15 protein-coding genes are annotated in these 19767 nt (G+C 66.2%); 7 read left to right on the top strand and 8 right to left on the bottom strand.

What is annotated here, in order from left to right; translation table 11 throughout:
- Window positions 1-150 precede the first annotated feature (150 nt).
- Window positions 151-990: an RMD1 family protein gene (locus ACNJYD_RS31695; protein ID WP_212259081.1), complete on the top strand. Its 840-nt coding sequence runs from the start codon at window positions 151-153 to the stop codon at window positions 988-990.
- 293 nt (window positions 991-1283) lie between these two features.
- Here ACNJYD_RS31695 and ACNJYD_RS31690 read toward each other — a convergent pair whose 3' ends face one another.
- Both ACNJYD_RS31690 and ACNJYD_RS31685 read right to left on the bottom strand, forming a co-directional pair.
- Window positions 1284-2465: an acetate/propionate family kinase gene (locus ACNJYD_RS31690; RefSeq protein ID WP_212259082.1), complete on the bottom strand. Its 1182-nt coding sequence runs from the start codon at window positions 2463-2465 to the stop codon at window positions 1284-1286.
- Between the two features lie 2 nt (window positions 2466-2467).
- Entirely contained in the window at window positions 2468-4882 is a 2415-nt protein-coding gene (locus ACNJYD_RS31685; protein ID WP_439364330.1) for a phosphoketolase family protein, read from the bottom strand.
- Window positions 4883-5092: 210 nt separating this feature from the next.
- On the opposite strand from ACNJYD_RS31685, the gene ACNJYD_RS31680 reads away from it, so the two are divergent.
- The 3 genes from ACNJYD_RS31680 (at window position 5093) to ACNJYD_RS31670 (ending at window position 8908) form a co-directional block, all read left to right on the top strand.
- Window positions 5093-6256, top strand: a complete 1164-nt coding sequence (locus ACNJYD_RS31680; RefSeq protein WP_439364329.1) for a PA0069 family radical SAM protein — start codon at window positions 5093-5095, stop codon at window positions 6254-6256.
- Window positions 6257-6349: 93 nt separating this feature from the next.
- Window positions 6350-7240: a ribonuclease HII gene (locus tag ACNJYD_RS31675; protein ID WP_439364328.1), complete on the top strand. Its 891-nt coding sequence runs from the start codon at window positions 6350-6352 to the stop codon at window positions 7238-7240.
- A 159-nt stretch (window positions 7241-7399) separates the two neighbouring features.
- Window positions 7400-8908, top strand: a complete 1509-nt coding sequence (locus ACNJYD_RS31670; RefSeq protein WP_212259086.1) for a glycosyltransferase family 39 protein — start codon at window positions 7400-7402, stop codon at window positions 8906-8908.
- Window positions 8909-9031: 123 nt separating this feature from the next.
- On the opposite strand, the gene ACNJYD_RS31665 is transcribed toward ACNJYD_RS31670, so the two are convergent.
- Entirely contained in the window at window positions 9032-9841 is an 810-nt protein-coding gene (locus ACNJYD_RS31665; RefSeq protein ID WP_260380305.1) for a uracil-DNA glycosylase, read from the bottom strand.
- A 135-nt stretch (window positions 9842-9976) separates the two neighbouring features.
- Between ACNJYD_RS31665 and ACNJYD_RS31660 the strand changes: the two genes are divergently transcribed.
- The 3 genes from ACNJYD_RS31660 to ACNJYD_RS31650 all read left to right on the top strand — a co-directional run bounded on the left by ACNJYD_RS31660 (window position 9977) and on the right by ACNJYD_RS31650 (window position 14694).
- Window positions 9977-11638, top strand: a complete 1662-nt coding sequence (locus ACNJYD_RS31660; RefSeq protein WP_439364327.1) for an electron transfer flavoprotein-ubiquinone oxidoreductase — start codon at window positions 9977-9979, stop codon at window positions 11636-11638.
- Window positions 11639-11927: 289 nt separating this feature from the next.
- On the top strand, window positions 11928-13724 hold the full coding sequence (locus ACNJYD_RS31655) for a tetratricopeptide repeat protein (RefSeq protein WP_212259089.1): 1797 nt from the start codon (window positions 11928-11930) through the stop codon (window positions 13722-13724).
- 85 nt (window positions 13725-13809) lie between these two features.
- Complete coding sequence (locus ACNJYD_RS31650; protein WP_172787513.1) at window positions 13810-14694, top strand: 4-(cytidine 5'-diphospho)-2-C-methyl-D-erythritol kinase; 885 nt, start codon at window positions 13810-13812, stop codon at window positions 14692-14694.
- Between the two features lie 221 nt (window positions 14695-14915).
- Here ACNJYD_RS31650 and ACNJYD_RS31645 read toward each other — a convergent pair whose 3' ends face one another.
- The 5 genes from ACNJYD_RS31645 to ACNJYD_RS31625 form a co-directional block, all read right to left on the bottom strand.
- Window positions 14916-15794, bottom strand: coding sequence for an alpha/beta fold hydrolase (locus tag ACNJYD_RS31645; protein ID WP_439364326.1), 879 nt, complete (start codon window positions 15792-15794; stop codon window positions 14916-14918).
- The gene (locus tag ACNJYD_RS31640) at window positions 15787-16419 is read right to left on the bottom strand and encodes a LysE family translocator (RefSeq protein WP_439364325.1); all 633 of its coding nucleotides are present in this window, start codon (window positions 16417-16419) and stop codon (window positions 15787-15789) included. The genes ACNJYD_RS31645 and ACNJYD_RS31640 overlap by 8 nt, the downstream gene beginning before the upstream one ends.
- Before the next feature lie 44 nt (window positions 16420-16463).
- Window positions 16464-17726, bottom strand: coding sequence for a beta-ketoacyl-ACP synthase II (gene fabF, locus ACNJYD_RS31635; RefSeq protein ID WP_439364324.1), 1263 nt, complete (start codon window positions 17724-17726; stop codon window positions 16464-16466).
- Window position 17727: 1 nt separating this feature from the next.
- Window positions 17728-18243: a winged helix-turn-helix transcriptional regulator gene (locus ACNJYD_RS31630; RefSeq protein ID WP_439364323.1), complete on the bottom strand. Its 516-nt coding sequence runs from the start codon at window positions 18241-18243 to the stop codon at window positions 17728-17730.
- 455 nt (window positions 18244-18698) lie between these two features.
- On the bottom strand, window positions 18699-19706 hold the full coding sequence (locus ACNJYD_RS31625; RefSeq protein ID WP_172787508.1) for a polyprenyl synthetase family protein: 1008 nt from the start codon (window positions 19704-19706) through the stop codon (window positions 18699-18701).
- Window positions 19707-19767 lie beyond the last annotated feature (61 nt).

Genomic DNA, 19767 nt, shown 5'->3' with positions numbered 1-19767 from the left:
CGAATGTTTCGGCACAAGCCGATCCTGACGGTATTAACCCGGAGCTTCATGGCGGCATTCGCCGTGCGGGCCGTCGGTTTCCTCGGACGAGGCGGCAGCTTGGGGAAGGTCGAACGAAATGCGTGATCTCGGTGCCGGGAGAGACCTTGTATGAACGCCGATCAACTCGCCGTTGGCACGGCGCCGACGTCGCCGAAGCATGAGGCCGCGCCGACCTTGCGGATCCGGGCGCTGATGCTGGGCGAGCGCATCAATGCATCTGGCCTCGAGATCGGCACGCTGGTGTCCTCGACGCCGGCCGCCTTCCGCGTCCATGCCGGCCTTGCCGTGATCTTTCGCTACGGCGTCGTCGTCTTGATCGGGCTGTTGCCGTCCGAGGAGAAGGTCCTCGTCGATAACCTGAAATCGCGCGTGACGGGAGAGCTCAGCCCGTACGAGGAGGAGATCGCGCAGGCGCAGCTCTGCAACGAGGAAGCCGCCGAGACGATCCAGCCGGGCGGGCCGATCTGCCTCGCCAAATTCTCCGACGACCGGCTGCTGCTGGTCGCGGATGCGCTTGCCAAGAGCACGTCGCTGGCGCGCGACGAGCGCCGCGTCGCCGCGGTGTTCGACGTCATCGAACCGTTTGCACGGGAGCTCGCCGAGCACGGCCGAACGCCGCGCCGGCGCAAGGGCATTCTGCAATTGATCGGCAACGCGCTGCTGGTGCAGCAGCGCGTCGCCGGCCGCGTCGCGGTGGCGGAGAAGCCCGACGTGCTCTGGGAGAAACCCGAGCTCGACCGGCTCTATTCCCGTCTCGAGGACGAGTACGAGCTGAAGGAGCGCCTCGACACGCTCGAGCACAAGCTCGCCGCGGTGTCGGAGACCGCCAACGCACTGACCGACATCATCGACACCCAGCGCTCGCTGCGCCTCGAGATCGCGATCGTGGTGCTGATCGTGATCGAGATCGCGATGGGGTGCTTTCAGATATGGTCGGGGACGCACTGAGAGCGGGAATCTATTGCCGGCATGATAGGACAGTACGATTGATCTGCGCGGCCGCCGCATTCTTCGTCATTGCGAGCGCAGCGAAGCAATCCAGAATCCCGCCGCGGAACCAGTCTGGATTGCTTCGCTTCGCTCGCAATGACGGCTTGGCTGATACCACCCGCTGGTCGGATGAGCGATCATCGTCTGCAGAATCGTAGGGTGGGCAAAGGCGCACTTGCGCCGTGCCCACCGGCCATCGGTGGGCACGCTTCGCTTTGCCCACCCTCCGACACTCCCTTTTCGGCTGGAGCTCACATCGCCCGCAGCACCGCTGCGCAATGCCGAGCGATCATCAGTTCCTCGTTCGTCGGAATGACGAATACGTCGACAGTACTATCGGCGCCGCTGATCTGCTCGCGTGCTGTTTCGTTCGCCGCTGCGTCGATTCGTATGCCGAACCACCCAAGCCGCTCGCCGATCGCGCTGCGGATCTCCTTTGCATGCTCGCCGATGCCGCCGGTGAAGATCAGGCAGTCCAGGCCGCCGAGCGTGGTCGCCATCATCGCGACCTGCTGCGCGGCACGGAAGGTGAAGAGATCGACGGCCTCATGCGCCGCAGCCTCGTGGCTTGCCAGCAGCGTGCGCATGTCCGCAGAGATGCCGGAGACGCCGATGAGCCCGGACTCGTGATAGAGCAGGTGCTGGACCTCTGCGACCGGCATGTTCTCGTGCTGTTGCAGATAGAGCAGCACGCCCGGATCGATCGCACCGCAACGCGTGCCCATCACGAGGCCGTCGAGCGGCGTGAGCCCCATCGTGGTGTCGATGCTGCGGCCATCGCGCAAGGCGCAGAGGCTGGCGCCATTGCCAAGATGTGCGATGATTGTGCGCTTTGCGACGAGCTCCGGCGCGATCTCGGCCAGGCGTCCCGCGACATATTCGAACGAGAGGCCGTGAAAGCCGTAGCGCCTGACGCCACGCGCCTGGAATCGCCGGGGAATGGCGAAGCGGTTCGCCGGCGGTGCGAGGCCGTGGTGGAAGGCGGTGTCGAAACACGCGATCTGCGTCAGCCCGGGCCGGATCGCCGCGAGCGTGCGCACCGGCGCGAGGCAGCGCGGCTGGTGCAGCGGCGCGAGCGGCGTCAAGGCCTCCAGCTTCGCTATGATGTCGTCGGTCAGGACCACCGGGCCTGAATGATCCGGCCCGCCGTGAACGATGCGGTGGCCGACGGCCCGCAGGCTGCGTCCACCGAACCGGTCCTCGATGAAGGCGAGCACGTCGGCGAACAGATGGCCGCCGGCTGCCTCCGGCGTCTCCTTCCTCGTCTCGAACAGGTCTTCGCCCGTGGGGCCCTTCACCACCAACCGGGGTTTGGCTTCGTGCTCGTCCAGCAGGCCCTTGCAGAGCAGGGCAGGCTCGGCCACCGCGACATCGAACAGGCCGAACTTGATGCTCGACGATCCCGAGTTGAGAACGAGGACCGCGTCCGTCATCGCTAGTCGCCGGCCTCGGTCGGCGTGTTGCCGCCGGCTCTGTTTTGCCAGACCCAGTCGCGGATCTCAGGCATGTCCTCGCCATGCTCGCGGACATAACGGGAATGTTCGATCAGTCTGTCGCGGAATTGCTGCTTCACCTGCGCGGCCTTCGTCGCCAGTCCCGGCACGCGTTCGATGGCCTCGATCGCGAGATGGTAGCGGTCGAGCTCGTTGAGCACGACCATGTCGAAGGGCGTCGTCGTGGTGCCCTCCTCGGCAAAGCCGCGCACATGCATGCCGGCATGGTTGGTGCGGTTATAGGTCAGCCGGTGGATGAGATAGGGATAGCCGTGATAGGCAAAGATCACAGGCTTGTCGCGCGTGAACAGGCTGTCGAAGTCGCGGTCGGACAGACCGTGCGGATGCTGCTCGCGCGGCTGCAGCGTCATGAGGTCGACGACGTTGACGACGCGGATTTTCAAATCCGGCATCGCCTTGCGCAACAGGTCGACGGCGGCGAGCGTCTCCAGCGTCGGCACGTCGCCGGCGCAGGCCATCACCACGTCGGGCTCGCCCTTGCCGTCCTCCGTTCCCGCCCAGGTCCAGATGCCGATGCCGGCAGCGCAATGCGTCGCGGCGTCCTGCATCGAGAGCCATTGCGGCGCCGGCTGCTTGCCGGCGACGATCACGTTGACGCGGTTGTAGGTGCGCAAGGCATGATCGGCGATCCACAACAGCGTATTGGCGTCCGGCGGAAAGTAGATGCGGACGATGTCCGCCTTCTTGTTGGCGACGAGATCGACGAAACCGGGGTCCTGATGGCTGAAGCCGTTATGGTCCTGGCGCCAGACATGCGAGGTCAGGAGATAATTGAGCGAGGCGATCGGACGCCGCCACGGCAGCTCGCGCGTCACCTTCAGCCATTTGGCATGCTGGTTGAACATGGAATCCACGATGTGGATGAAGGCCTCGTAGCAGGAGAAGAAGCCGTGCCGTCCCGTGAGCAGGTAGCCCTCCAGCCAGCCCTGGCAGAGATGCTCGCTCAGCACCTCCATTACGCGGCCGTCCTGCGCGAGGTGCACGTCGTAAGGCTCGGTCGGCTCCATCCAGACGCGTTCGGTGGCTTCGAACACGGCGTCGAGCCGGTTCGATGCCGTCTCGTCCGGGCCCATGATGCGGAAGTTTCGATGCTGGGCGTTGAGGCGAACGACGTCGCGCAGGAATTTGCCGAGCTCGCGCGTCGCTTCCGCCACGACCTCGCCGGGTTGCGGCACCTCGATCGCGAAGCTGCGGAAGTCCGGCAGCTTCAGCTCCTTCTTCAACACGCCGCCATTGGCATGTGGATTGGCGCCCATCCGCCTCGTCCCTTCCGGCGCGAGCGCCTGAAGCTCGGCAATGAGCGCGCCGCCTTCGTCGAACAGTTTTTCCGGCTCGTAGCTGCGCATCCAGTCTTCGAGCACCTTGAGATGCGCCGGGTTCTCGCGGCAGCCTGCGACTGGCACCTGATGGGCACGCCAAAAACCCTCGACCTTCTTGCCGTCGACCTCCTTCGGGCCGGTCCAGCCCTTCGGGCTGCGCAGCACGATCATCGGCCAGCGCGGCCGCTCGACGCGCGTGCGGCCGTCGCGGGCATGTTGCTGGATCGAGCGGATGCTGGCGAACGCGACGTCCAGCGCATCGGCCATGGCCCGGTGCATCAATTTGGGATCGTCGCCGCTGACGAACAGCGGCTCGTGGCCGAGCCCGCGGAAGAGGTCGCGGATCTCCGCGTCTTGCATGCGTCCGAGCACGGTGGGGTTGGCGATCTTGTAGCCGTTGAGATGCAGGATCGGCAGCACTGCGCCGTCATGGGCGGGGTTCAGGAACTTGTTGGAGTGCCAGGACGCAGCGAGCGGCCCGGTTTCGGCCTCGCCGTCGCCGACCACGCAGGCGACGATCAAGTCCGGGTTGTCGAATGCCGCGCCATAGGCGTGCACAAGCGCATAGCCGAGCTCGCCGCCTTCGTGGATGGAGCCCGGCGTTTCCGGCGCGGCGTGGCTCGGGATGCCGCCGGGGAAGGAGAACTGTCTGAACAGCTTGCGCAATCCGTCCGCATCGCGCGCGATGCTAGGATAGATCTCGCTGTAGCTGCCTTCGAGATAGGTGTTGGCGACCATGCCGGGGCCGCCATGGCCGGGACCACAGACATAGATCACGCTGACGTCGAGCGCGCGGATGACGCGGTTGAGATGGGCATAGATGAAATTCAGGCCCGGCGTGGTGCCCCAATGTCCGAGCAGACGCGGCTTGATGTGCTCGGGCCGCAGCGGCTCGCGCAGCAGCGGATTGTCGAGCAGGTAGATTTGCCCGACCGAGAGATAGTTGGCGGCGCGCCAATAGCGATCGAGCAGATCGAGGTCGCTGCTCGCTTCGGCCGTTTTTTGTTGGATTGTCATGTTCCTGCCGACCTTCACTTCGCGATCGTCACCAACCCGGTTCCGCGGTGATCGATCCGTCGGGCATGAAACGGGATGGGCGTGACGGCCGTGTTGCGTGAGGTCAAAGGCGGACGCGCGAAGTTTGGGCAGCTCTACTGTGCATGGGGTTGTTTTCACGATTTTTGTTTGTGTTCTTGATTTGTTCCTATGTCGTGCTATCTTGGCTGCATGAGTCCAGCATCCTCTCATGCTCTCAAGCACCCGCCGGTCACGGCGCCCTCCGAGCCGGCGGGTGCGCCTTCAGATTTCCCCGAGCTTGGCGTCGCCATCGACCGCGCGCGCAGGCGAGGGCGGGGCGCTCAATCCAACGCCAGCGGCCGCTTTGAGGCCGAGGCGCGCGTCGCTTTCGATGACGGCTGGCAGAGCCTGGACGAGCTGCCGCCGTTCAAGACCACGGTCGCCATCGACACCTCGCGCAAGGTGATCACCCGTAACGATTCCCCCGACATCGGCTTCGACCGATCGATCAATCCGTATCGCGGCTGCGAGCACGGCTGCGTCTATTGCTTCGCGCGGCCGACCCACGCCTATCTCGGCCTGTCGCCCGGGCTCGACTTCGAGTCGAAGCTGTTCGCCAAGCCCGATGCTCCTTTGCTGCTCGAGAAAGAGCTTGCGGCCCCCGGCTACGAGCCGCGGATGATCGCGATCGGCACCAACACCGATCCCTACCAGCCGATCGAGCGCGAGCGCAAAATCATGCGCGGCATTTTGGAAGTGCTGGAGGGCGCCGGGCATCCCGTCGGCATCGTCACCAAGTCGGCGCTGGTGCTCCGCGACATCGACATTCTCCAGCGGATGGCCAAGCGCAACCTCGCCAAGGTCGCGATCTCGGTCACCTCGCTCGATCCGAAGCTGGCGCGCACCATGGAGCCGCGGGCCTCGACGCCGCCGAAGCGGCTGGAGGCGCTCAAGCAGCTCTCGGAGGCCGGCATCCCCACCACGGTGATGGTCGCGCCCGTGATCCCTGCACTGAACGATTCCGAGATCGAGCGCATCCTCGATGCCGCGGTCCATGCCGGCGTCAAGGAAGCCGCCTATGTGCTGCTGCGGCTGCCGCTGGAGGTGCGCGATCTCTTCCGCGAATGGCTGATGGCGAACTATCCGGACCGCTATCGCCACGTCTTCACCCTGATCCGCGACATGCGGGGCGGGCGCGACTACGACGCCAAATGGGGCGAACGGATGAAGGGCACGGGACCGATGGCCTGGACCATCGGCCGCCGCTTCGAGATCGCCTGCGACAGGCTCGGCCTCAACAAGCGGCGCTCCAAGCTGACGACGGACCACTTTGCGCGGCCGAAGCGGAACGGCGATCAGCTCAGCCTGTTCTGATTGGCGGTGGGCGTAGGGCGGCCGGCCTGAATAACGGGAATATCCTGGGTTCCCGGTTGCGCTGGCGAAGCCCCCTGGCGCACGATCCCGGCCATGATTCGGGACAAGGTCGCCAAAACCCCAGCCAAAGACGCGCCCAAGAAGCAGGCCGCGAACAAGGCTGCGCCTGACAAGGCGGCGAAAGCGCCTGTGGCCAAGACGGCTGCAGCCAAGACGCCTGCAGCCAATGCTGCGAAGGTTGCTGCCCCCGGCAAGAAAGGCATCATCGCCGTCGCTCCCCCCAGCTTCCGCCGCGAGCGCGCGCTGATCAAGCGCGGCGTCTGGCCGGTCGCGGGCTGCGACGAGGCCGGCCGCGGCCCGCTGGCAGGTCCGGTGGTGGCCGCCGCGGTGATTCTCGACCCCGACCGCATTCCGCGCGGCATCGACGATTCCAAGCGCCTGACCGCCGAGGAGCGCGAAAAGCTGTTCGACAAGATCTGCGCCACCGCGCAGGTCTCGGTCGCCGTCGCGTCGCCGGCGCGAATCGACCGCGACAACATCCTGCGCGCCTCGCTGTGGGCGCTGAAGCGGGCCGTGGTGGCCCTGCCCGAGGCGCCCAGGCACGTCTTCGTCGACGGCCGCGACCGGCTCGATACCGCATGCGATTGCGAGGCGGTGATCGGCGGCGACGGTATCGTGCTGTCGATCGCCGCGGCCTCCATCGTCGCCAAGGTCACCCGTGACCGGCTGATGTGCGCGCTGGCGCAGGACTGCCCCGGCTACGGCTTCGAGCAGCACAAGGGCTACGCCGTTCCCGAGCATCTCGACGCGCTCGATCGCCTCGGCCCCTCCATCCACCACCGCAGCTTCTTCGCCCCCGTTGCCGCCGCCCGCGCCAAGCACATGCCCTGGACCGTCGAGCCGGTGCAGGACCTGTTCTCGGTGACCGAGGTCGAGGTGCACGTCGAGGCGAGCGTCGAGATCGACGCCTCCGTAAATCTCTAGCTGATCCTCCGACGGCATCCGCGCGTCATGGCCGCGCAGGCGGGACAAGCCCGGGCATGACGATCCGCGGCGGTTGCCACAACCCGTGACGCCCTTTATCAAAACAGAGGTGAGCGAATAGGGCCGGCTGGACGGGTTGGCTGCACCTTCGGACGTTGCATGCGGTTTACCTCCCTGGTCATCGAGCTCATTCGCGCCCGGCCGCGGCTGATCGTGTGGATCGCCGTGCTGCTGCAGGCCGCTATGTGGCTGTTCGTGGCGCTGGTGTTCTACCGCAGCCCGCCCGGCACCCTCGCGGCCCTCTTGGCCTTCGGCAGGGAATACCAGGTCGGCACTGATCTCGGCCCGCCGCTGCCGGTCTGGCTCGCCGACATCGCCTATCGCGCCGCCGGCGGCCACATGTTCGGTGTTTACGTACTCGCCGAACTCTGCGAGATCGCGACATTCATCGCGCTCTATCATCTCTCCCGCGCCGTGGTCGGCTCGCAGCAGGCGGTGCTCGCCGTGCTCCTGACCATGACGGTGCTGGCGTTCTCCTCCTCGGCGCTGGACTTCGGCCCGCTGATCCTGGCGCGGCCGCTCTGGGCGCTCTTGCTGCTGCACTCCTGGCAGATCATCGGCCAGCGCCGCGGCAATGCCTGGTTCGCCTGGTCGATCGAAGCCGGCCTCCTGCTGCTGACGACGCCCGCCGCGATCTTCCTGCTGCTGCTGATCGTCGTCTTCGCGGTCTCGACCGCCGGCGGTCGCCGGACGCTGCGCGGGCTCGATCCGCTGTTCGCGCTGATCGTGGTCGCCGTGCTGGCGCTGCCCTATGCGGTCTGGCTGATGCGTGCGGAGACGCTGACGCTGCCGGCCTTGCCGCAACTCGCCGAGCTCAACGTCCGCGCGCTGCATGCGGCCTGGCTGTTCGGCGGGCTGGTGATCGGGGCGGCAGCGATTCCGGCGCTGACCTTTCTCAACACCGGGGTGGTCGCCGGCAAGGGCGAGGAGCCGCCGATCATCTACCGCCCGCCGGTCGAGCCGCTCGCGCGCAACTTCGTCTATTTCTTCGCGTTCGCTCTGCCGCTCGGCGCGGTGCTGATCTCCGGCGTGCTGGGGCTCGATTCCGTGGTCGGCGGCCCCGGCGTCGTGCTGATCATGTCGGGGCTCGCCGTGGTCGTCGCGGCCGGCGATCTCATCGCGATGCGTCGCGCGCGGATGCTGCGTATGGTCTGGGCCGCCGCCGTCGCCGCGCCCGCCGCCGGCGTCGTGCTCGCCATCCTGTTCCTGCCCTGGACGGGCGCCAACGAAATTGCGACCTCGATGCCGGCGCGCGCGATCTCTGATTTCTTCGACGAGAGCTTCGCCCGCCGCACCAACCATCGCCTGCGGGCCGTCGCCGGCGAAACCCAGCTCGCCAGCCTGATCGCGCTGCATTCCGGCCGGCCGCATCTGTTCATCGACGCCGACCCCGCGCGTACGCCGTGGATGAACCCGACCAAGTTCAGCGAGACCGGCGGCGTCGTGGTCTGGCGCGCCTCCGACACCGCCGGCACCCCGCCGCCGGAGATCCTCAAGCGCTTCCCCGGCATCGTGCCGGAAGTGCCGCGCGCCTTCGAATGGCTGGTGACCGGCCGCCAGCAGCTCCTGCGCATCGGCTGGGCCATCGTGCGGCCGAAGGGGACGTGACGCCCGCGTATGCTCTCTCCGTCGTCATTGCGAGCGTAGCGAAGCAATCCAGAATCTTTCCGCAGAGGGATTCTGGATTGCTTCGTCGCTTCGCTCCTCGCAATGACGGAAGGGACCGGCCCCTCACGCCCCCGCCAGTGCCTTCGCGATCGATCGCAGGTCCTGCCAGGCCAGCCGCTTGTAGGCCGGCGAGCGCAAGAGATAGGCCGGGTGGAACGTCGGCAGCGCGCGGATCACCCGCTGGCCGGTGTCGTAGTCGAACCAGCGCCCGCGCGTCCGCATGATGCCTTCGCGCGTTCCCAGCAACGTCTGCGTCGAGGGATTGCCGAGCGTCACCAGCACGTCGGGGTTCACCAACTCGATCTGGCGCTGGATGAAGGGCAGGCAGATTTGCGTCTCCTGCGGCGTCGGCGTGCGGTTGCCGGGCGGCCGCCAGGGAATGACGTTGGCGATGTAGGCGGTGGTGCGGTTGAGGCCGATGGCTCCGATCATCAGATCGAGCAGCTTGCCGCTGCGCCCGACGAAGGGCAGTCCCTCGATGTCCTCGTCGCGGCCGGGCGCCTCGCCGACGAACATGATGCGCGCCTGCGGGTTGCCGTCGGCGAACACCAGCCGCGTCGCCGTGTGCTTCAACGCGCAGCCCTCGAAACTCTGCATCAGCTCGCGCAGCGCCTCCAGGGTCGGCGCGGTGCGGGCGGCCTCGCGTGCCGAGGCGATGGCGACCTCCGGTGCAGGCGCAGCTTCCCCGCGCATGACCGCGGGCGCAGCGACCGGGCGCGGCGCCTCGGCTTGCGGGGCCGCGCGCGGACTGGGTGGCGGCGTATCGATTTCCGCCAGGCGGTCTATCGGCTCCTCCGCAAGCGCGCAGTCGACACCGGCCTCCAGATAGAAGGCGAGCAGCTCTCGGACGGTGGGGGCGGGTTCGGGGATCATGGGAAAGTCTGACTTTTATATCACCTTGAGCGGCCTTGCATCCCGGCGGAACGCGATTCCGAGGTTGTCCTACCCGGAAAAATCGGAAACAAGGGGGCGCAAACGACCGAGGACCGTCTCAAGGGCTGAGATCAGATGAGCACCGAAGAACTTCCCCCGCGCGAATCCATGGAATTCGACGTCGTCATCGTCGGCGCCGGCCCGTCGGGTCTGGCGGCCGCGATCCGGCTGAAGCAGCTCAATGCTGATGTCAATGTGGTCGTGGTGGAGAAGGGCTCCGAGGTTGGTGCGCACATCCTCTCGGGCGCCGTCATTGATCCCGCGGGCCTCGACAAGCTGATCCCGGACTGGCGCGAGGATGCCGACTGCCCGCTGAAGACGCAGGTCAAGGACGATCGCTTCTACTGGATGACCGGCGGCGGCGCGATCAAGCTGCCGAATTTCATGATGCCGCCGCTGATGGACAATCATCACTGCTACATCGGCTCGCTCGGCAATGTCTGCCGCTGGCTGGCGCGCAAGGCCGAAGCGCTCGGCGTCGAGATCTATCCGGGCTTTGCGGCGGCCGAGGTGCTCTATGACGAGGAGGGCAAGGTCAAGGGCATCGCCACCGGCGACATGGGCATCGGCCGCGATGGCAAGCCGAAGGATTCCTACACCCGCGGCATGGAATTGCTCGGCAAGTACACGCTGTTCGCCGAAGGCGCCCGAGGCAGCCTGACCAAGCAGCTCATCAACAAATTCGCCCTCGACGCCAAGAGCGAGCCGCCGAAGTTCGGCATCGGACTCAAGGAGGTCTGGCAGATCGATCCCGCCAAGCACCAGAAGGGCTTGATCCAGCATTCATTCGGCTGGCCGCTTGACCTCAAGACCGGTGGCGGCTCCTTCCTTTATCACTACGACGACAATCTCGTCGCGGTCGGCTTCGTCGTGCATCTAAACTACGACGATCCCTATCTATCCCCGTTCGACGAATTCCAACGCTTCAAGACCCATCCCACGATCCGCGCCACCTTCGAAGGCGGCAAGCGCCTGGCTTACGGCGCGCGCGCGATCACCGAGGGCGGCTATCAGTCGGTGCCGAAGCTGAGCTTCCCCGGCGGCGCGCTGATCGGCTGCGCGGCCGGGTTCGTCAACGTGCCGCGCATCAAGGGCGTGCACAATGCGATGGGCACCGGCATGCTGGCTGCCGAACATGTTGCGGCCGCGCTCGCCGCCGACCGCGCCAATGACGAGCTCGTCGAATACGAGAACGCCTGGCGCTCCTCATCGGTCGGCAAGGACCTGTTCGTGGTCCGCAACGTCAAGCCATTGTGGTCGAAATTCGGCACCGTGCTCGGCGTCGCGCTGGGCGGCTTCGACATGTGGTGCAATACGCTGTTCGGCGCCTCGCTGTTTGGCACGCAGTCGCACGTCAAGCCCGACCGCGCCACGCTCGATCCGGCCAAGAGCTACGCGCCCAGGACCTACCCGAAGCCCGACGGCAAGATCACGTTCGACAAGCTGTCCTCGGTGTTCCTGTCCAACACCAATCACGAGGAGGATCAGCCGATCCATCTGAAGGTCACCGACATGAACCTTCAGAAGACCTCCGAGCACGACGTCTACGCCGGTCCCTCGAATCGCTATTGCCCGGCTGGCGTCTATGAATGGATCGAGGAGGGCTCCGGTCCGCGCTTCCAGATCAACGCCCAGAATTGCGTCCATTGCAAAACCTGCGATGTGAAGGACCCCAACGGCAACATCACCTGGGTTCCCCCGGAAGGTGGTGGCGGCCCGAACTACGAGGCGATGTGAGGGCGCATCGCAAGGGTGACCTGGCGCACGTTACCGTGAGGACGAGGCTGCGGCGAGCCGCCGCGGCCACGATAAGGCCATAGTGGCGGCGTCTTGGGGCTGCTCCTGATCGAACTTGGCCGATTTGGGGGCGTGCGGAGGGGAGCGGCCGGTCCGAATCCTTGCGGCGAAGCGCCAAAAGCGGCATTGTCGGCCTGACGGTTCCGGGCCCGGATGTCACCGGCTGCGTTCGCTTGCGATACAGCCGTCTGCTGCAAACCCAGGCACCACCAACTTAAGGCGAGCCCTGATGTTTTCAAATCGTTTCAACCGCTGGACTGCTGCCGCCATCGCCCTCATGGGCACTGCGATCGCGACGGTCCCCGGCGCGGTCCTGGCGCAGACGCCGGATCATCCGGAGAACACGGCGGCGCAATTCCCGACGCGAAACGATCTGAAGTCGCTCACTGGCGCCGGCAGCTATCTCGCCGCCCGCCACGCCAGCGTCGAGCGCGACGCGGCATCGGCCGCAGCATTCTACCGTTCGGCGCTCCGCACCGATCCCAAGAACAACGAGCTGCTCGATCGTGCCTTCATCTCGTCGGTCGCCGACGGCGACATCGACGAGGCGGTCAAGCTCGCCGAGCGCATCCTCACCATCGACAAGACCAACCGCGTCGCGCGCCTCGTCGTCGGCGTGCATGATCTCAAGGTGAAGAAGTACGCGGCCGCGCAGACCAACATCAACCAGTCGATCCGCGGTCCCATCACCGATCTCGTCGCCACGCTGCTGTCGGGCTGGGCCGCCTATGGTGCGGGCGATGCCAAGGGCGGTGTCGCCACCATCGACAAGCTGGCAGGTCCGGAATGGTACCCGCTGTTCAAGGACCTTCACACCGGCATGATCCTGGAGCTCTCCGGCAAGGAGAAGGACGCCGGCACCCGCTTCGAGCGCGCCTACAAGCTCGACGATTCCATGCTGCGCGTCACCGAGGCCTATGCGCGCTGGCTGTCGCGCAACAAGGATTCCGCCGCGGCCACCAATGTCTATCAGGCTTTCGACAAGAAGCTCGCACGCCATCCGCTGATCCAGGAAGGCCTGCGCGACACCAAGGCCGGCAAGAAGATGCCGCCGCTGGTCGATTCCGCGCAGGCTGGCGCTGCCGAAGCCCTCTACGGCATCGGCGCGACGCTGACCCGCCGCGGCGGCGAGGATCTGGCGCTGGTCTATCTCCAGCTCTCGCTCTACCTGCAGCCGAGCCATCCGCTGGCGCTGCTCTCGCTCGCCGATCTCTATGAATCGGTGAAGCGGCCGCAGATGGCCATCAAGGTCTATGAGCGCGTGCCCGCGAACTCGCCGCTCAAGCGCAACGCGCAGATCCAGCTCGCCATCGATCTCGATTCCGCCGACCGCACCGACGACGCGATCAAGATCCTCAAGGGCGTCACGACGGAGGATGCCAAGGACCTCGAAGCCATCATGGCGCTCGGCAACATCGAGCGCGGCCGCAAGCGCTTTGGCGAGTGCGGCGCGACCTATTCGAAAGGCATCGACGTGCTGCCGGCCGGCAACGACAAGGCCAACAGCGTCTGGTACTATTATCGCGGCATCTGCGAGGAGCGCTCCAAGCAATGGGCCAAGGCCGAGGCCGACATGAAGAAGGCGCTGGAGCTGCAGCCCGACCAGCCGCACGTCCTCAACTATCTCGGTTATTCCTGGATCGACCAGGGCGTGAATCTCGACGAAGGCATGAAGATGATCAAGCGTGCCGTCGAGCAACGTCCCGACGACGGCTACATCGTCGACTCCCTCGGCTGGGCCTATTACCGCATCGGCAATTACGAGGAGGCGGTGAAGAACCTCGAGCGCGCGATCGATCTCAAGCCCGAGGATCCCACCATCAACGACCACCTCGGCGACGCCTATTGGCGCGTCGGCCGCACGCTGGAGGCAAAATTCCAGTGGTCGCACGCGCGCGATCTCAAGCCCGAGCCGGAAGAGCTGCCGAAGATCGAGGCCAAGATCGCTGGTGGCCTTCCCGACGACAATTCGAACTCTTCTGCGGCGCAGGCCGAGAAGAAGAAGGACGACGGCAAGGGCGGCTAAGCTACGCGCATGATCCGGAAAAGTGTGTAGCGGTTTTCCGATAAGATCATGCGCAGACAAGTGAGTCTTTGGGGGCTGATCGCCAATGTCGGCGTTGATTGAAGAGGGGCGGGCGAAGGTCAATTTGAGCCTTCGCGTCGTCGGCCGTCGGGCCGATGGCTATCATGATCTCGAAAGCGTGGTCGCGTTCGCCGATTGCGCCGACCGGCTGATGCTGGAGCCGGGCGACGAGCTGAAGCTGACCACGACGGGGCCGCTGGCTGCCGCCTGCGGCGATACCGCCGACAATTTGGTGCTCAAGGCGGCCAAGCTGCTGGCCGAAGCCGTCCCTGGGCTGAAGCTGGGCGCCTTCGCGCTCGACAAGGTGCTCCCCGTTGCGGCCGGCATCGGCGGCGGCTCGGCGGATGCCGCGGCCGCGCTGCGGCTCCTGGCGCGTCTCAACGATCTGTCGCTCGACGATCCCCGCATTCAGAAGGTCGCGCTCGCGACCGGCGCCGACGTGCCGGTGTGCCTGCTCTCGCGCGCCTGCGACATGACCGGCGTCGGCGAGCAGCTGCTGCCGCTCGCGCTGCCGAGCATGCCCTGCGTCATGGTCAATCCGCGCGTGCCGGTTGCCACCAAGGACGTGTTCCAGGCGCTGGGCCTGCGCAACGGCGAACTCCGCGTTGGCGTCACCGACGTCATCCGCGCGCCGGCCTGGCCGGAGGAGGGCGGCTCGATTTCCGATTGGGTCGAGGTTCTCGACACCGTCGGCAACGACCTCGAGGCGCCTGCGCTGCGCATCGAGCCTGTGATCGGCGAGGTGCTGGAAGCCTTGCGCTCCTCCGCCAGCGTCAAGCTCGCCCGCATGTCCGGCTCCGGGGCGACGTGCTTTGCGATCTACGGCGCGCCTGCCGAGGCGCATGCCGCCGCTGAAAAGATCCGCCGCGATCACCCCGGCTGGTGGGTGCATGCGGGCACGTTGAGCTAGCTCTATCCGTCATTGCGAGCGTAGCGAAGCAATCCAGAATCCCTCCGCGGTGGCAGCCTGGATTGCTTCGCTACGTTCGCAATGACGTGGATGTAGCTGCGTGATGCGTGCACACTGCCGTAGGGTGGGCAAAGCGCAGCGTGCCCACCAATCCATTCGCGCAATCTGGATGCATGGTGGGCACGGCGCCGTTGCGCCTTTGGCTACCCTACGGCAGCGAGCTAGTCGCCGCTTTCCTCAGCCAATCCCAGAAACCGCCGGATCTCACCCAACACCTCTTGCGGCTTGTCGTGCTGCAGCCAGTGTCCCGCCCCGGCGATGGTCTTAACGCGCGCGTTCTGGAAATAGTGCTCCAGGCCCGCCGCTCTGGCGCCCGCCAGAAAGCTTTCGCCGGCATTGAGCAGCAATGTCGGGCACGTAATGCGCGACCATAGCTCGATGTGATCGTCGGGCCAGAGCCGGTGCGGCGCAGCGGCGCGCTGGTAGGGATCGAACTTCCAGCTATAGCTGCCGTCCTCGTTCCGCCGCGCGCCATGCGTGGCGAGATCCAGCGCGAGGTCGCGGGCGAGGCGCCTGTTATGGAGCATCATCTGCGCGGCGGCGTCTTCGAGCGTCGCATAGCGGCGCGGGGTGCGGTCGTGCAGCCTGTCGAGCTGGCCGACCCATTTGCCGATGCGCTCATGCGCCGGCGGCTTTGCTGTATCCGGCAGCATGGTCACGCCGTCGAGGACGACGAGCTTGGTGACCCGTTCGGGGAATGCGCCCGAAAAGATCAGGCTCACCATGCCGCCCATCGAATGGCCGATCAGAGTGACCTGAGGCGCTGCGATGCTGCGAACCAGCTGCGCGAGATCGTAGACATATTCTGTCAGCGCGTAGCTGCCGCCTTTCGTCCAGTCGGAATCGCCATGACCACGCAGATCGGGCGCGACGACACGAAAATGCGGTTGCAGCGAGCGCGCGATGTGATCCCAGCTGCGGCAATGATCGCGACCGCCGTGGACCAGGATGGCGACGGGTGCGCCCTCGTTGCCCCAGTCGGCGTAATGCAGCCGCAGGCCGTGCGATTCATAGAAGCAGTCTTGCGGGGCGCTAGCCATTTGCCGGCCGCCGCGCCAGGGCGAGCGAGAGGCCGAGGCTCGCGATGAAAACGCCGGAGCCTTGCGTGAGGCGCCGCATCAGAAGCGGCCGTCCGATCAGCTGCGCGCGCGTCGCCGAGGCCATCAGCACCACCACGACATCGGCGAGCGTGTTCAACGCCACCGAGATCGCACCCAGCAGGATGAATTGCAGCGTCGGGTTCGATCCAGCGGGGTCGAGAAACTGCGGAATGAAGGCGAGGAAGAACGCGGCAGTCTTCGGATTGAGCGCCTCGACCAGCACGCCGTCGCGGAACGCGCGCTTGTCATCGATGGGCTCGCTCCCAAGCGACAGGTTGCTGCCGGCGCTGCGAAACGTCTTGATGCCGAGCCAGACCAGATAGAGCGCGCCGACGAATTTCACGGCAGCAAACAGCTCCGCGCTGGCCAGGAGGATGGCGGAGATGCCGAGGCTGCCCGCGACCACATGGACCAATCCGCCCAGCGCCGTGCCCGCGGTCGAGGCAAAGCCGCTGGCACGCCCCTCCGACAAGGTTCGTGCCGCGACGTAAAAAATGCCGGGGCCTGGAATTGCGGCAATGAGGAGAGCTGCGGCCAGGAACAGCCCAAAATTCGTTTCGATCATCCCGTTTTCGTAGCGGAGCGGGCGGCGATTGCAATACCTCTCGTTTAGCCCATCCGGCGGAAGATCACGCTGGCATTCACCCCGCCGAAGCCGAAGCCGTTGGAGATGGCATGCCGCATCGGCATCGGCCGCGCGTGACCTGCGACGATGTCGATGCCTTCAGCGCCCGCATCGGGGTTTTCGAGATTGAGCGTGGGCGGCGCGATCTGGTCGCGCAACGCAAGCACGGTGAAGATCGCTTCCAGTCCGCCGGCGGCGCCGAGCAGGTGACCCGTGGCCGATTTGGTCGCGCTGACGGCAATGCCGCGGTTACGGCCGAACAGCGCGCCGATCGCGCCAAGCTCGCTCTCGTCGCCGGCCGGTGTCGAAGTCGCATGCGCGTTGAGGTGCTGCACATCGGCAGGCGCAAGCTTGGCCTGCCGGAGCGCGATCTCCATGGCGCGGCGCGCACCGTCGCCATCCGGCGGCCCCGACGTCATGTGATAGGCGTCCGCGGTCGTGCCGTAGCCGACGATCTCGGCGATCGGGGTGGCGCCGCGGGCTTGCGCATGCTCCAGCGCCTCGATCACCAGGATGCCGGCGCCTTCGCCCATGACGAAACCGTCGCGGTTGCGATCGAACGGACGCGCGGCGCGCGCGGGCTCGTCGTTGAAACCGCTCGACAGTGCACGCGCCGCCGCAAAGCCGCCGAGGCTGACGATGTCGATGCAGGCCTCCGCGCCGCCGCAGATCGCAACGTCTGCTTCGCCTGATCGGATCATGCGCGCGGCATCGCCGATCGCCTGCACGCCGGCCGCGCACGCCGTGACGGGCGTGCCCAGCGCGCCCTTATAGCCATATTTGATCGAGACGTGGCCGGCGGCGAGATTGGCGAGGAACGAGGGGATCGTGAACGGCGACAGCCGGCGCGCGCCGCGCTGCTCGGTGATGCGCACCGCCTCCGCCATGGCCGGAAAGCCGCCGACGCCGGATGCGATGATCGTCGCGGTGCGTTCCAGCGCGCCTGCATCCTGCGGCGTCCATTTGGCCTGCGCGACGGCTTCCGCCGTGGCGAGCAGCGCAAACAGGATGAAGCGGTCCATCTTGCGCTGATCCTTGGGCGCGGCGGCGTGCGCCGGATCAAAACCGCCTTCGGCATCATCGGCCTTGTCGGGCACGAGACCTGCGATGCGCGCCGGCAGCGCCTCCGCCCATTCCGGCAACGGGCGCAGCCCGCTTTGCCCCGCGAGCAGCCGCCGCCACGTCAGTTCGACGCCGCAGCCAAGCGGCGACACCGCGCCCATTCCCGTCACGACGATACGACGCATGTCAGTCTCCGGCCGGCGCGACGGCCGGGTTCATGGCTTTGAGCGAAGCGAGCCGCGCGCGCATGCCGCGACTGGCGCGGGGACCCGCGACGACGACCGCATTGGCGAGCGTGATCGGGCGCTTGTCGACGGCATCGACCACGACCGGCTCGAACGGGCGGACGTCGCCCCGGTTCGCCAGCAGGATGGAAGCGCCCTTCGGCGCGAGATGCTTGTTGCCCCAGGCCAGCAGCGTAGCGATCACGGGGAAGAAATCCCGCGCCTTGTCCGTCAGCACATATTCGTAGCGCGGCGGGCGCTCCTGATAGCGGCGACGCACGAACATGCCGCTTTCGGTCAGATGCGCAAGCCGCCGCGACAGGATGTTCGGCGCAATGCCGAGGCTTTGCGAGAACTCGTCGAACTTCGTCGCACCCTGAAACGCATCGCGCAGAATCAGGATGCTCCACCATTCGCCGACCGTCTCCACCGCGCGGCCGACCGGGCATTCCAGGATGGAAGGGGATTTGGGCTGCATGGCGGGGAAGGTAGGGCAGTCACTTGCAAAATGCAAGTAACTGGTGGGCGACGCATGTGGAGCGAATGAGAATAAAGCGCAGTTGCTGAACAGACGCTCTCGTGCCCCGGACGCAGCGCAGCGCCCCTTGGCGGTGTGCGCTGCAGAGCCGGGGCCCATCGTGCTCATCGCTGGACGTCGCATGGGTCCCGGCTCTGCGCAGCAGCGTTTCACGCTGCAGCGCGTCCGGGACATGAGAGCGAGCGATGCCGGTGGCGCCAGACTCCGTCATTGCGAGCGAAGCGAAGCAATCCAGGTCGTCTCCGCGGCGGGATTCTGGATTGCTTCCGCCTTCGCCAAGGCTTCGGCGGACAAGTCGCTGCGCTCGCAATGACGCTGTGGAAGCAGCGCGCACTCATCCGTCACCGTCACCCTGAGGTGCCGGAGCGTAGCTGAGGCCACGAAGGGCGTCAGGCCTAATGAGACCGTGCCAAGCAAAACGCCACGACCTGCTCCAGCGCGCTCTTCATCGGCGAGGGCGGGAACAGCGCCAGCGCATCCACGGCCATGGCGCCGTAGTGCTGGGCGCGGCTCAGCGTATCCTCGAGCGCGCGGTGCTTGTTCATCAGGCCGAGGGCGTGATCGAGATCGGAATCGCCGATCTCGCCGCGCTCCAGCGCCCGGATCCAGAAGGCGCGCTCGGTGTCGTTGCCGCGGCGGAAGGCGAGCACCACGGGCAGCGTGATCTTGCCTTCGCGGAAATCGTCGCCGGTGTTCTTGCCGAGCTTGGCGCTCTTGCCGCCGTAGTCGAGCACGTCATCGACGAGCTGGAAGGCGATGCCGAGATTCATGCCGACCGAGCGGCACGCGGTCTGCTCCGCCTTCGGGCGGTTGGCGATGACCGGGCCGACCTCGCAGGCGGCCGCGAACAATTCGGCCGTCTTGCCGCGGATCACCGCGAGATATTCGTCCTCGGTGGTCGCGGTGTTCTTGGCAGCCGCGAGCTGCATCACCTCGCCCTCGGCGATGGTGGCGGCGGCCGCGGAGAGGATGTCGAGCGCGCGCAGCGAGCCGACCTCGACCATCATGCGGAAGGCCTGGCCCAGCAGGAAGTCGCCGACCAGCACGCTCGCCTCATTGCCCCAAAGCATGCGCGCCGACAGCTTGCCGCGGCGCATCTCGCTCTCGTCGACGACGTCGTCGTGCAGGAGCGTCGCGGTATGCATGAACTCGACGGAGGCAGCTAACTTGATATGGCCATCACCGTTGTAGCCGGCGAGGTTGGCCATGGCGAGCGTCAGCATCGGCCGCAGGCGTTTTCCCCCGGAGGAGATCAGGTGGTTGGCCACTTCCGGGATCATGGTCACGTCCGACCCGGTCCGCGACAGGATCGTGGCATTGACGCGCTCCATATCGGGGGCGACAAGGGCAACCAGCTCTTCGATCGACGCGCCGGGAGTTTCGAAAGGTACGATGACGGCCACGCCGGTCTCCAATATTTGCCCCGGAAGGGCTATTCTGATGGAAATACAATAGAAACTGGCG

Source organism: Bradyrhizobium sp. SPXBL-02, assembly GCF_051853065.1.
Lineage (GTDB): Bacteria > Pseudomonadota > Alphaproteobacteria > Rhizobiales > Xanthobacteraceae > Bradyrhizobium.
This window is presented reverse-complemented; position numbering and strand designations above follow the sequence as displayed.